The organism is Polaribacter sp. (genome assembly GCF_036480315.1).
Classification (GTDB): domain Bacteria; phylum Bacteroidota; class Bacteroidia; order Flavobacteriales; family Flavobacteriaceae; genus Polaribacter.
The window spans coordinates 1-12,888 of sequence record NZ_JAZGGG010000033.1 but is presented as its reverse complement, the minus strand read 5'-3'; the positions used below and the strand labels follow the sequence as shown (position 1 = coordinate 12,888).

At 28.4% G+C, this 12,888-nt stretch carries 15 protein-coding genes; 12 read left to right on the top strand and 3 right to left on the bottom strand.

Annotated elements, in window-relative coordinates; genetic code table 11:
* Positions 1-2 precede the first annotated feature (2 nt).
* Positions 3-2,438 (bottom strand): YfhO family protein, encoded by a 2,436-nt coding sequence (locus V3V28_RS06100; RefSeq protein ID WP_331364136.1) that lies wholly within the window; start codon positions 2,436-2,438, stop codon positions 3-5.
* A gap of 2 nt (positions 2,439-2,440) precedes the next feature.
* Complete coding sequence (locus tag V3V28_RS06095) at positions 2,441-2,704, bottom strand: DUF4834 family protein (protein ID WP_331364135.1); 264 nt, start codon at positions 2,702-2,704, stop codon at positions 2,441-2,443.
* A 177-nt stretch (positions 2,705-2,881) separates the two neighbouring features.
* Between V3V28_RS06095 and V3V28_RS06090 the strand changes: the two genes are divergently transcribed.
* From V3V28_RS06090 to V3V28_RS06035, 12 genes are all read left to right on the top strand, one after another.
* Positions 2,882-4,060, top strand: a complete 1,179-nt coding sequence (locus V3V28_RS06090; RefSeq protein ID WP_331364134.1) for a transporter — start codon at positions 2,882-2,884, stop codon at positions 4,058-4,060.
* Between the two features lie 18 nt (positions 4,061-4,078).
* Positions 4,079-5,197, top strand: a complete 1,119-nt coding sequence (locus tag V3V28_RS06085) for a GTP cyclohydrolase (RefSeq protein ID WP_331364133.1) — start codon at positions 4,079-4,081, stop codon at positions 5,195-5,197.
* A gap of 94 nt (positions 5,198-5,291) precedes the next feature.
* Positions 5,292-5,999 carry a 16S rRNA (uracil(1498)-N(3))-methyltransferase gene (locus V3V28_RS06080; RefSeq protein WP_331364132.1) on the top strand — a complete coding sequence of 236 codons (708 nt, stop codon included), beginning with the start codon at positions 5,292-5,294 and terminating at the stop codon, positions 5,997-5,999.
* Positions 6,000-6,270: 271 nt separating this feature from the next.
* Positions 6,271-7,290 carry an AraC family transcriptional regulator gene (locus tag V3V28_RS06075; protein ID WP_331364131.1) on the top strand — a complete coding sequence of 340 codons (1,020 nt, stop codon included), beginning with the start codon at positions 6,271-6,273 and terminating at the stop codon, positions 7,288-7,290.
* Between the two features lie 126 nt (positions 7,291-7,416).
* On the top strand, positions 7,417-7,941 hold the full coding sequence (locus V3V28_RS06070; protein WP_331364130.1) for a DUF3575 domain-containing protein: 525 nt from the start codon (positions 7,417-7,419) through the stop codon (positions 7,939-7,941).
* Between the two features lie 2 nt (positions 7,942-7,943).
* Entirely contained in the window at positions 7,944-8,609 is a 666-nt protein-coding gene (locus tag V3V28_RS06065; RefSeq protein WP_331364129.1) for a hypothetical protein, read from the top strand.
* 3 nt (positions 8,610-8,612) lie between these two features.
* Positions 8,613-8,951 (top strand): hypothetical protein, encoded by a 339-nt coding sequence (locus V3V28_RS06060; protein ID WP_331364128.1) that lies wholly within the window; start codon positions 8,613-8,615, stop codon positions 8,949-8,951.
* Positions 8,952-9,120: 169 nt separating this feature from the next.
* Positions 9,121-9,429 carry a hypothetical protein gene (locus V3V28_RS06055; RefSeq protein WP_331364127.1) on the top strand — a complete coding sequence of 103 codons (309 nt, stop codon included), beginning with the start codon at positions 9,121-9,123 and terminating at the stop codon, positions 9,427-9,429.
* A 327-nt stretch (positions 9,430-9,756) separates the two neighbouring features.
* Positions 9,757-10,368 carry a hypothetical protein gene (locus V3V28_RS06050; RefSeq protein WP_331364126.1) on the top strand — a complete coding sequence of 204 codons (612 nt, stop codon included), beginning with the start codon at positions 9,757-9,759 and terminating at the stop codon, positions 10,366-10,368.
* A 387-nt stretch (positions 10,369-10,755) separates the two neighbouring features.
* On the top strand, positions 10,756-10,932 hold the full coding sequence (locus V3V28_RS06045) for a hypothetical protein (RefSeq protein ID WP_331364125.1): 177 nt from the start codon (positions 10,756-10,758) through the stop codon (positions 10,930-10,932).
* Complete coding sequence (locus V3V28_RS06040) at positions 10,932-11,387, top strand: alpha/beta hydrolase (protein ID WP_331364266.1); 456 nt, start codon at positions 10,932-10,934, stop codon at positions 11,385-11,387. Before V3V28_RS06045 ends, V3V28_RS06040 begins: the two co-directional genes overlap by 1 nt.
* A 19-nt stretch (positions 11,388-11,406) precedes the next feature.
* Positions 11,407-12,138 (top strand): hypothetical protein, encoded by a 732-nt coding sequence (locus V3V28_RS06035; RefSeq protein WP_331364124.1) that lies wholly within the window; start codon positions 11,407-11,409, stop codon positions 12,136-12,138.
* A 57-nt stretch (positions 12,139-12,195) separates the two neighbouring features.
* Here the strand turns inward: V3V28_RS06035 and V3V28_RS06030 are convergent.
* Positions 12,196-12,888, bottom strand: a 693-nt coding sequence (locus V3V28_RS06030; RefSeq protein ID WP_331364123.1) for a hypothetical protein, incomplete at its 5' end; no start/stop codon positions are given.

The window sequence follows — 12,888 nt, the reverse complement described above, 5'->3', positions numbered from 1 at the left end:
TTTTAGTTGTTTTTTTTCTTCTTTTTCTCTTCATAGAAACACCATCCAAGAGTAATAAAAATTAGTAATCCGTAAGAAGTTAAAGAAATTATTTTTCCTTGCTGAATTACTTTTGGTTCAAATTTAAATTCTATAGTGTGTTTTCCTGCAGGAATAACCATTCCGCGTAAGACGTAATTTACTCTATAATGTGGTGTTAACTTTCCATCAACATATGCATTCCAACCGTTTTTGTAGTAGATTTCAGAAAATACTGCAAATTGTTCTTTAACTGTTTTTGATTGATATGTTAACGAAGTAACATCGTAGTTTAATAATTCTATAGTTGCTGTTGAATCTTTTTCATAATTTACTGAATAATCAGAATTAAAAACTTCATATAACTCCTTATAATTTATAACAACTTCTTTTTTAGTGTTTAAAGAATCTAAAGCTTGCATTTCTTGATTAACGGTTGCTACTTCTTTTACTTTATCTACAAACCAAGCATTACCATTTGCATCTTTATTTTGTTGTGCTTGCAGATTTCCTTTATCATCTGGTACAATAAAGTATTTAGTATTTAACATGTTTAAAACTTGCATGTTATTCTTTGCTATTTGATACTCAAAAAGCTCATTATAACGCATCATTTTTGCTGCATGATACCCACCAATTGAATTATGAAAATAAGAAGTACTTCCATCATTCATAAGGTCTACAGTAAAGTTACCAACTCTAAAATGATTTTTATCTTGTAAGATTAGTTTATCTGCTTCAGATTTAACAAATGGATTTTCAATTTTTCTTGCAGCTTTAAAATCATCTTCATTTACATACTTTTTATCCACAGAAATTAAGTCAAAAAGTATTAAAACAGTCAATCCTAAAATTACTGGAACTTGTTTCACTTTTTCCTTTAATAAAAACCACAACAAACCTGCAGAAAGTGTTAGCAAAACTATAGAGCGTAAAGAGTCTGTTAATAACATTCCTTTTCTATCAGCGATTACAGCATCTATTAATCCTGGTAATTGCTTGTATTGTTGTTGATCTCTTAAACCTTCAAAAGTTGAAAACCCGTGTGCTAATAAAAAACCAGCTATTATTAATCCACCAAAAACATACACCGCTTTTTTTAAAGCATTTTGTTTTTCTTCAATAGTTATTTTTGAAGAAAAGAATTCTTTTAAAGCCAAAACACTTAATAAAGGCACACACAATTCAGCAATTACTTGTATAGATGAAACGGCTCTAAATTTGTTATATAGCGGAACATAATCAATAAAAAAGTTAGTTAAAACATCAAAATTTCTTCCCCAACTCATTAAAATTGAAAAAACAGTTGCTGCAACTAACCATAGTTTTAATCTTCCTTTTACCAAAAACATTCCCAAGAAAAAGAGAAAGAAAATTACGGCGCCAATATAAGCTGGTGCTTCTACAATCGGTTGATCTCCCCAATACGTTAACACTTGACTAGAATAATCATCTGCAACTTTTTTTCCTGCTCTGTCTTCAATTAATTGATAGAAATTAGAATTTTTATCTAATTTCTCTACAGTTCCTCCGCCCATAAAACGTGGAATGAACAAATTAAAAGTTTCTAATTTTGCATAACTATATTGTGTTATGTAACTTTTATCTAACCCTTTTGTAGCTTCTTTTTTACTTCCATTTGGGTTTATTGTTAATTCAGACTGACCTCTTGTACTTGCGTCTGCGTATTCTTTCATTGCCATTAAACGTGGCGCATTTGCACCAATACCCAATAAGACAGCTACGATTATTATAGAAGATTGCTTTATAAAAATTGGCAAACTTTTTTCTTTAAATGCATTTACAAATTCTACAATTCCTAAAATCAACAAACAGAAACCTAAATAATAAGTCATTTGTGGGTGATTTGTATATAATTCTAAAGCCATGGCAAAACCTGTAACAATAAAACCTAGTACATATCTTTTTTGAAAAACCCATAAAACACCAGCCAAAACTAGAGGCATATATGCAATTGCATGCGCTTTTGCATTGTGTCCTGCTCCAAAAATTATGATTAAATAGGTTGAAAAACCAAAGGCTAATGAGCCTAAAATAGCCAATCTCCAATCCACCTTTAAAGCCATCATTAACACGAAAAAACTTAAAAAGTATAAGAATGTATAATCCGCTGGTCTTGGTAAAAACCGCAGTGTTCTATCTATAGTTCTTACAAAGTCATTCGGATAATAAGCACTTATTTGATACGACGGCATTCCGCTAAAAGAAGCACCAGTCCAATACGGTTCTGTATTATTATCTGCTCTAAAGTCATTAATATCTTTCACCATTCCTTTAAATTGAGTGATGTCTGACTGATTTAATTTTTCTCCATTTAATACAGGATGAAAATATATAATAGAAGCTAATGCAAAAATTAGAACAGCAACTAGATAAGGCAAATATTTTTTCAACTTCATAATTAATCTACTTCTTCAAAATCTACATATTCGCCAACAGAGTTCTTGCCTTGTTGATCCTTTTTTGGAGTTTTATCAATAATAGTTTCCCCTTCTTTAACATTAGGTGCCTGTTGCTTATTTTGCCTTCCACCAAACTGTTGTTCTGCTTTTTTCTGCATAGTTTCTGCTGCTTTTTTAATTAAAAAAGGAGCAAACAATCTTGCAAGAAACTTAAATCCGTAATAAAATAATAATAAAAAAAATATCGTTTTTAATAAACCCATTTATAATCTATCTTTAAAAAAATCAATCAAAAATAACAATTTGAAGACAATTGTAACGTTAACAAACTACAAAACTTTTACAAACTTAAAAAAGTATGAAATGCTTTTAAAAAAATAGCATTTTTACACTATGTTTGTGTTATAAGTTGAATTAAAAATAAAAAAGTAGTATCATAAATGAAAAACCAACAATTAAAATTTTTTACATTCTTATTTATCTTTGGTTTTTCTTCTATTTATAGTCAATACACAGAGGTTATAAATTCTAATAAACCTGGTTTTTCTGAAAGTCCTTATAGTGTTGGTTCAGGGGTTTATCAATTTGAAAGTAATTTTTTCTATAGAAATACCAGCATAGAACCTACTTTTACGATACCACAATCTTTTGGTGCAGATATTTCTTTTAGAACAAGTTTTTTTCTTGAAAAGTTAGAATTTAATGCACAACTAACTTACCAAAGGGATAAAGTTGCCTTTAAAAACATATTTACCTCACACTATTTTACATCTGGTTTAAGTCAATTAACAATTGGCGCTAAATATTTAATTTTTCAGCAAGAATATACAGATAAAACTAAAGAAGTTAGAAGCTGGAAAAGAAGAAATGCTTTTGATAAAAAAAGATTCATTCCTTCTGTAGCTGTTTATGTTGGAATGAATACTGATTTTGTAAATGATATTCATAAAACAGGTAACATTTCACCTAAAGTTGGTGTTTTACTTCAAAATAATTTAACCAACGATTTAAACGTAATTACTAATTTCTATTACGATAAAATTGGGACAGATTTTTCAGAATTTTCGTTTATAATTACTGCGACACAGAACTTTGGAGACAGATGGTCTGCTTTTTTTGAAAACCAAGGTGTTTTTCAAAAATACCAAAACAATAGTAATTTAGGTTTAGGATTGGCATATTTGTTTAGCAAAGACTTACAAATAAATACTTCTGGTAGAATGCTTTTTGAAGGAAAAGCACAAGGTTTCTATGCAGGTTTAGGTGTTTCTTACAGAATTAATAAACATGAAGATTCTTATATAGATTTAAATGAGAGTGGTAAAGAACTAAAAAACACACCAATAACTAGATACAATAAAAAACAAGGCAGCTTTTTTAATAGGTTGTTTAGCATCTTTAAGAAAAAAGATAAAGGAACTAAAACGAGACCGAAAAGAAGTAGAAAATCGAAAACTAAAAAGAAAAAAGGTGGCTTTTTGGGTTTGTTTAGAAAGAAAAAGGCAAAAGAAAAAAAGAAAGAAACTGAAATAGAAAAATTAGAACGAGAAATTAAAGAACTTGACGAAGAACTAAAAAAAGAAGAAAAATCTTCAAAGAAAAAAAAGGATAACAATTAGAATCCTTATTTTTGTTTTATGATAACGCTCCAAGAAATAACTTCCAAAAAAGGAATGAAACAATTTGTTACATTTCCTTTTTCATTATATAAAAACAACAAATATTGGGTTCCACCAATAATTAAGGATGAAGTTGATAATTTCGATCCAAAGAAAAACCCTGTTTTTGAAAATGCAGATGCGCAATTTTTTGTAGCAATTAGGAATGGAAAAATTGTAGGTAGAGTTGCAGCAATTATCAATTGGTTTGAAGTTGAAAAACAACAAATTAAGAAAATGCGTTTTGGTTGGTTTGATGTTATTGATGATATTGAGGTCTCTAAAATTTTATTAAATAAGATTAAAGAAATTGGTCTAAAAAATAACCTAGAATATATAGAAGGTCCTGTTGGTTTCAATAATTTGGATAAAACGGGTGTTTTAGTTGAAGGTTTCGATCATATTGGTACTATGATTACTTGGTACAATCATCCGTATTATAAAGTGCATTTAGAAGAATTAGGTTTTATAAAAGAGAAAGAATATTTAGAAAATAAATTCAAATTTAAAAATGTTGATGGAGTCTATTTTGATAGAATTAGCAACATTTTAAAAAGACGATTTAAGTTAAAAGCATTAGATTTCACAAAGACAAAAGACATTATGCCTTACGTAGATGAAATGTTTGAAGTTTTTAGCGCAGCCTATTCTAAACTCTCTACTTTCGTTCCAATTTCTGATGCACAAATTGCATTTTTTAAGAAAAAATACATATCGTTTATAAACCCAGAGTATATTAAATTTGTGGTTGATGAACATAACAAAGTAGTTGCTTTTGCAATTGTAATGCCATCTTTTTCGGAAGCTTTACAAAAGTCAAAAGGAAAATTATTTCCTTTTGGATTGTTTCATTTATTAAAAGCTAGAAAACATTCTAAAGATGTTACTTTCTACTTGATTGGCGTACATCCAGATTATCAAAATAAAGGTGTACATGCTATTATTTTTGATCAATACACTAAAACTTTTGCTCCATTAGGTATTGAAAACTGTATTAGAACTCCAGAATTAGAAGACAATGAAGCAATTAAAAAATTGTGGGAAAATTTTAATCCAGAAACCCATAAAAAAAGAAGAACGTATAGAAAGAGTCTTTAGCAGTTAGCAAAAATGAAAAACTTTGAGTCTTTGCTACTTTGCGAGAAAAAATTGAAACTTTGAAACTTTGAAACTTTGAAACTAATTTAAGAAAATGCAACTATTTTACAATTCAGAAATTTCTACAGAAACCACAGAAATTACTTTCGACAAAATTGAGAGCAAACATATTGTGCGTGTTTTACGTAAGAAAGAAAATGACATTTTAAAAATTACTAACGGTAAAGGTTTTCTTTTTGATGCTGAAATTAGTTTTGCAAGTGACAAGAAATGCATCGCAAAAATTATTAATTGCCAAGAAAAACAAAAACCTTGGAATTATTATTTACACGTTGCCATTGCACCTACAAAAAACAACGACAGAATAGAATGGTTTTTAGAAAAAGCAACAGAAATTGGTATCGATGAAATTACGCCAATCATTTGCTCTAACTCTGAACGTAGAGTTGTTAAGTTAGAACGTTTTGAGAAAATTATTTTGTCTGCAATGAAGCAGTCTTTAAAGTTTACGCTTCCTAAACTAAATGCTCCTGTAAAATTTAATGATTTTATCAATCAAGATTTTGAAGGTACAATATGTATTGCACATTGCGAAGAGCAAGAGAAAAATTTACTACAGCAAGTTGCAAATCCTTCTGAAAAAACGACCCTTTTAATTGGTCCAGAAGGCGATTTTTCTGTTGAAGAAATTAAAAAAGCATTAGCCAATAAATTTACTCCAATTTCTTTAGGTAAAAGTAGATTAAGAACAGAAACTGCGGCTTTAGTTGCTGTAAATATTGTTTCGTTTATCAATCAATAATTTAATTGTCATTCCTGCGAAGGCAGGAATCCAAACTTAATCTTTTCTTTTTGAAACAGTAACTTTAAAAAAACAAGAACCTTTTTCTTTAAATTAAAATTGTAAAAAAAATGTATATTAGCCTAAAAGCTAAAAATTGAACGCTAAAGAAATCTTCAACCTTTTCTTATTAATAAGTTCCTTACATGGTTTCTTATTTTGCTTTGTGATTCTTTTTTCAAAAGGAAAGAAGGATAAAAGTATCTTTTTTATTAATTTATTAGTACTAGTAATGTCTTTGAATAACTTTCAATCTTGGATTTTTTCTAAAGACTTCTTTACTTCTAATTTATTTACAGATTACGTTCATTTTCCATGGCATTTTTTAATAACACCTTTCTTTTATACTTTCTTAATTTATTATTTAGACATTAAAGAAAAAAGTAAAAACATTCTACAAATTGCACTTCCAGTGTTTATTTTAATGATACTAATTAGAATAAGTTTTGTTTATTCTTTTGATAACAATACAGATGTAACTCATTTATTCACTAAGTATAATTCAATCGAAGAGATTTTTAGTTTGGTAATTTCCATATTAATTTTTAGTTATTCATTTCATATTCTATCAAAAAAAGAAAAATTATTCAGGAAAATATTATCTTTTGATAATTTAAAATGGATTTACACCTTCTTTAAATTCGGTTTTTTTACTTATGCTTTTTGGATAACAGCTTTGGCAATTACAATTGCATTAGATTTTAAAGAAATTATATATTCATATTTTCCATTAAGAATTCTAACAACTATAATAATTTATTGGTTAGGTTACCAAGCAATTCTACAATTGCGTTTATTAAAAGAACGAAAATCTTTAAGAGAGCAGTTAAATTTTGTAGAAATCGCTGAAGTTAAAGAGTATACTGAAGAAGAAAAAGATGCCGATAAAAAAATACTTTTTAAAAATATTAAATCGATAATTCAAGAGAAAAAGCTCTTTATAAAACCAAAATTAAATGCAGAGCTTTTGGCAAACGAAGTGGATATTAGTACCAACAAATTATCTAATCTTATTAAATTGTTTTCAGGAAAAAATTTTAACGATTTTATAAATGAATTTAGAATTGAACTCTCTAAAGAACTATTAATTCACAAAGAATATAAAAATTACACAATAACTTCTATTGGTTTAGAATCTGGTTTTAATTCTAAATCTAGTTTTTATGCAACTTTTAAGAAGCATACAGGTTTAACACCAACACAGTATCAAAATACTTCATTAAAGCAACACAGAACTTACTATAATATCTAAACTTGGAGTTTAGAAATGTGTCCAGAATTTTGCAAATGTGTCCAGAATTTCTTATTGCGGGAAATTCTGGACTCTTGTTTTATTCTTGATTTCTAATTTGGTTGAAAATTAAAAAACATCCTAATTATGAAAAAATGTATTTTACTACTACTGTTAATGAGTGCTTTTTTAATGAACTCTCAAGAGGAAGAAAAAGTAAGTTTAAAACAAAATGAATTTAAACTAAATATTGCTTCTACAATAGACAAATACCCAGAATTCTCTTATGAAAGATTATTAAATGATGAAACTTCAATTGGATTATCCGTTGGTTTCTCAATTGAGAATACTACAAAAGACCAAACAACTAATTACAACTTTAGCATTGTTCCTTATTATCGATTTTTCTTTGGTAAAAAACCAGCAGCAGGTTTTTTTATTGAAGCGAATACACCTCTTTTCTCGCAAAAATATATTGATGGCAGTTTCTTTAACAACCAAAGTGAAGGTGGTTTAGGTTTTGGGCTTGGATTATCTATTGGTGGAAAATTTCTGACAAAAAGCGGCTGGATTGGTGAAATTTACACTGGTGTAGCAAGGAGTTTTATTAATACTGATAAAGTTCGTCAATTATATCCAAGAGCAGGAATAACAATTGGTAAAAGGTTTTAATTATGAAAAAAGCAATCTACTTAACAGCAATAATTATTTTTATGTCTAGTTGTAATAATTTTGGAGATCTCTTTGGAGACGACAATAACTCTATAGCATATTACAACTTTAAAGACTCAGATTTAAATAAGCTTTTGGATTACAAAATTAATGACTCATTAGTATTTGTAAATCAATTGAATGAGAAGAGAAAATTTTTAATTTTAAATTCAAAAAAAGCAAAAAGAAGATATTCGGTTGGTATGGGTTTCTTTGGCGGCGGTGCAGCAAGTTATTTCTATTATGATGAAAAAGAAATAGAAATTGAATCTTTAGATTCTATTCACCTTTGTTTTGATATCCGTTTTAGCAGATGGCCAATAGATACAGACCAAGCAAAGGATGATTATTACAAAGAGTTTCCTTCAAAATTAAATGGTTATTTAAAATACTTTCCTTACTGGAATGGAGAGGATTCATATATAGATATTATAGATCTTCGAATTAAAACAAACTTAAATATTAAGGGTAAGATTTACAACAATGTTATCATCTTAAAATCAGATAACAACCAAATTATTATTGGTAATAATTATAATAAAGATGTTCATATAATTTATTATGATGAAAAATACGGAATTATAGGTTTTGATGATTTAAATGGAAACGAATGGAGAATAAAAATTTAAAAAATGAAAAACACAATCTACATTTTATCAATTCTAATATTATTTCAAGGTTGTTATTCTTATAAAGTTTTTGATATAAAAGAATATGAAACTATAACCCCTAAAAAAGTAAAAATTGAATTAAAAGATTCTAGAAAAATTAAAGGAGAAGTTATAGAATTTAAAAGTGACAGGCTTATTATTGATTATTTAAATGATAGAATTGAAATACCTTTTTTAAAAATCATTAAAATAAAACAGGGAAAGTTTTCTTTATTAAAAACTGGAGGTTTTATAGCAACTACTTTAATAACTACAGACATTGCTATGTCAACCATCTTAACTTTTACAATAAGTAAATAACATCTTAAAAAAAGAGAAGTAAACTTCAGAAAAACGTCATTAAAATTTAATGACGTTTTAAAAAACAAGCAAAAAATGAGTCCAGAATTTCCTGAAACCAAGAAATTCTGGACAGTTAAAACTATTAAATTAAATATTTTTACAACACAAATTTAAAAACCCTTTTATCATGAAAAACTTATTTTTAAAAACAACAGTATTACTATTTGCAATAACCTTTTTTAATTGCGAAAACAACGATCCACAAGAGCAATTACCACCAATTACACAAACTGGTACTAATACTTTTGGTGCGATTGTAGATGGTAGAATATTTGTACCTAAAAATTCTACCACTTTTACTCCAGGTGGAGATAGAAATGAATTGGAAGTTTTAGTAGGTCATAATTTCTTTAATAATGATGGAGATGATAAGTGGCTTATTAAGGCAAATAACTACAAAGATTCTCCAGATATATATACCAACTTTAAAAAATAATAAAACAAATCATATTATTGGTGTAAGTGATGGAAGCGAAACCTCTAATTTATCGAATGCTCATATATATATTCTCTTATCGATTTAGGTAATCGTCAGTATAGATCTTTTAACAATTCAGGTTCTTTAATTTTTTCTCGTATAGATATTACTAATGGTATTTATTCAGGAACTTTTAGTGTAAAATTAAAGAACAAAGATGATCAAAACGATATAATTGAAATTACGGAGGGAAGATTTGATATTAATCTGAATACAGTAAATAACCGTCTAAAAAACATTAAATATCACAAACATCAATTTATTAATACTTAACATTTCAAAAATATGAAAAAAACTACTTTCTGCATCCTTTTAATGATACTTTCATTAAAAGTACAAGCACAATTAACCAACGGAAACTTTACAGATGAAGTAGATTTTAGACTACAAAACATTAGCAAAACACCTATAACTTCCAATATTTTAATAGACAGAGTTGTGCCTGTTGCAGGTATACAGGTTTTTAATCAAGATAACAGAATAGATACCTCTTCTTATGCCCATTTTAAACAAGCTTGGAGCGAATTGTACAGAGCATCTTACACTAAAAACTTTGCAACCCTCCAACTATTAAAAACACAAATACAAAATAAAAATTATCAAAAAAATGAAGTATCCATTGGTATTATTAATACAGAATTTCATCAAGGTAATTATGGAACAACTGCCCAAAATGCAACTGTAGATTTTAATCCTAATACAGGTTTATTTGCTAATAAACCCAACAAAAATCCATTTCTTAAAAAGCAAACTACAATTATTTCTCCACTAGCATCAAAAGTAACTGGTAATAGCATCGTATTTAAGACAGACAATTTATTTCAATTATATAAGGTTGGTAAGCAAATTAAAACATTACAATTAAGTACAAACGGTAGTAATTTTACGCTTATCTAAAATTATAATATAAGTACAAGTAACTTTGCAACTAGTTACACTACTTCTGGTACAAAAAATTTACACTTTACTATTACCTATAATGACAATACTACAAAAACTACGCACGCAAAAGTTTATGTAGAAGTACCTACCAATTACCAAGCAAGAAGTGGGGTATCTCCAATAACACCAATATTTGCAGATAGTGATCTAGGTTTTACAGGATATGAAGCAGGAGACCAACCCATTTTAGGAAAAAATGAATACCGCATTTATTATAATGATGCTAACAATATACTGGATAAACCTATAATTATTATTGATGGATTTGACCCCGAAGACACAAGAAAAATAGAGGCAAACGACCCTGGTCATAATAAGAAAGAGAAAAGCATTTTAGAATTGATGAGTTATGACCATGATAATAATAATAATGATAATATTAGTTTGATAGATTCTTTGAATACAAAAGGTTATGATGTTATTATTGTAAACCATCCTGTAAATGATAGTAATGGTATAGATGGTGGTAGCGATTATATACAACGTAATGCATTTACGTTTATTAGTTTAATAGTTTAATACGTTATATAAATGAGACCAAACAAGGAAATGAGCAAAATGTGGTTATTGGCCCAAGTATGGGAGGTTTAATTTCTAGATATGCTTTGGCATTTATGGAGAAGAAGTTGGCAGAAACAGGTAACAATGCAAAATGGAATCACGAAACCAGATTATGGGTTAGTTTTGATAGTCCACATCAAGGAGCAAATATACCTATTGGAGTACAAAAAGGGATACAGTATTTTGCGGAAGAACAAGATGTAGAATCTGCAAAAGAGTTTTTAGACAAAAAATTAAATAAACCTGCAACAAAACAAATGTTGGTAAACCATTATACCAATGATACAAACTTACCTGTTGGTGCACCAAATTTTAGAAACCGTTTTCAAAACGAGTTAAATGCATTAGGTATGCCACAAAACTTACGTAAAATAGCATTACTAAATGGAAGTATTATGGGAGTCTTAAAATGATGTTTCTAAAGGAAAATATTTGAATATAAATGATGATTTAACTCATATAAGCCCATTATTCTATCCTAACCCTGTTATTGGGGCAGTTCATACTCTTGTTACAAATATATTTTTTGATGAGTTAATGGCTGATTTTTATCATAGTAACAATGAAAAAAACGGTAATGAAGAACATTTTACTTTTGATGGAGGCATAAAAGGAGGTTTTTTGTGGTGGGATTGGTACACAACTAGAACTAGTTTTAAATCAATCTCAAATTCAAAAGGTAGTTATGATATTGCGTCAGGCAGTTATTTTAATGCTCAAGGTTTATTAGCCAAGCAATCTGAAGAACCAGATGATGGTTTAGAACTTCTTCCCTTTACAATTATATTGCATAATTTAAATACAAATGTATTAGACCCAACACACAGTTTTATACCAACAAAAAGCGCGTTAGCATATTCTGGAAATAACGTTTTAGATGAAGTAATTGGTAATAAAAATAGAATCTGTACAGGAGAAACTCCTTTTGATAGTTATTTTGCGCCTAAACAAAATGAAGAACACATTTTTTTAACCACAGAAAATGTAGCTTGGCTAACTAAAGAAATACAAGGTAACTCACAATCTTCAACTATTTATGTAACAGAAGATGACCTACTAGGAGCAAACAGAATTTGCCCAACAGCAACCGGTTTGTATAAGAATAGTGCGGTTTTGTGTGCGAGGATTTTCGAAGGAAAATCAGATGTAACAAAAATGCACTAGCCTTTGATTAAGCACTAAACTACGCATTATTTTTATACGTTGTTGGCACAAGTATTTTTATAAATATTTATTTTCCGCTATTTCCCATTCGCTCATTTCTCCAAATTCAGAAAGGGATTTTGGTTTAATGTCAATTTTTATAATTTCAGTTTCTACTTTTTCTTGAGAGATATTTCCTTTTTCGGAAGTTATTATTCCTTTTTTAAAGTCGTATTTGTCATTTTCAAAATTTCCGCTTGCAGAATGAACTCCGTTGTTTTCAGCACTTTTAATTTCCATTCTGTCATTTTTGTATCCAAAAGTGTAAGATTGATTAGAGCGAGTATATTGATAATAAATTGTCAACAATCCATCTTTAATCGATAATTCAGGTTCTAAATATGGTAACATTCCACCTTCGTCTCCACGTGCAATAAATTTATTGTTTTGTATAATTACTTTTTCTCCACTATTCTGATTTAGAAGAACAACTATAATTCTCGGTTTGTTTTTCAACACTTTACAGTCAGAACATTTTTTTTCAAGAATACTGTCTTTTGATTCAAGGATTAGAGCGAAATCATTAATTCCGTCTTTGTTTAAGTCTCCTGATGATTTTTGTAAAACTTTCCAATTTGAATTATTCTCAATTGCGTCTAAATTTTGTCCGATAAAATTCGGATAAATTGATTTGTTATTTTGAGAACATCCCAAAATACAAAATGCTAAAAATAATGATGTTAGAATTCGTTTTTTCATATTTGTGCCAAC

Bases quoted from the DNA above. Each gene is read 5' to 3' on its own strand.
- V3V28_RS06100 (WP_331364136.1), bottom strand. From the start codon at position 2,438: ATGAAGTTGAAAAAATATTTGCCTTATCTAGTTGCTGTTCTAATTTTT.
- V3V28_RS06095 (WP_331364135.1), bottom strand. From the start codon at position 2,704: ATGGGTTTATTAAAAACGATATTTTTTTTATTATTATTTTATTACGGA.
- V3V28_RS06090 (WP_331364134.1), top strand. From the start codon at position 2,882: ATGAAAAACCAACAATTAAAATTTTTTACATTCTTATTTATCTTTGGT.
- V3V28_RS06085 (WP_331364133.1), top strand. From the start codon at position 4,079: ATGATAACGCTCCAAGAAATAACTTCCAAAAAAGGAATGAAACAATTT.
- V3V28_RS06080 (WP_331364132.1), top strand. From the start codon at position 5,292: ATGCAACTATTTTACAATTCAGAAATTTCTACAGAAACCACAGAAATT.
- V3V28_RS06075 (WP_331364131.1), top strand. From the start codon at position 6,271: ATGTCTTTGAATAACTTTCAATCTTGGATTTTTTCTAAAGACTTCTTT.
- V3V28_RS06070 (WP_331364130.1), top strand. From the start codon at position 7,417: ATGAAAAAATGTATTTTACTACTACTGTTAATGAGTGCTTTTTTAATG.
- V3V28_RS06065 (WP_331364129.1), top strand. From the start codon at position 7,944: ATGAAAAAAGCAATCTACTTAACAGCAATAATTATTTTTATGTCTAGT.
- V3V28_RS06060 (WP_331364128.1), top strand. From the start codon at position 8,613: ATGAAAAACACAATCTACATTTTATCAATTCTAATATTATTTCAAGGT.
- V3V28_RS06055 (WP_331364127.1), top strand. From the start codon at position 9,121: ATGAAAAACTTATTTTTAAAAACAACAGTATTACTATTTGCAATAACC.
- V3V28_RS06050 (WP_331364126.1), top strand. From the start codon at position 9,757: ATGAAAAAAACTACTTTCTGCATCCTTTTAATGATACTTTCATTAAAA.
- V3V28_RS06045 (WP_331364125.1), top strand. From the start codon at position 10,756: ATGAGTTATGACCATGATAATAATAATAATGATAATATTAGTTTGATA.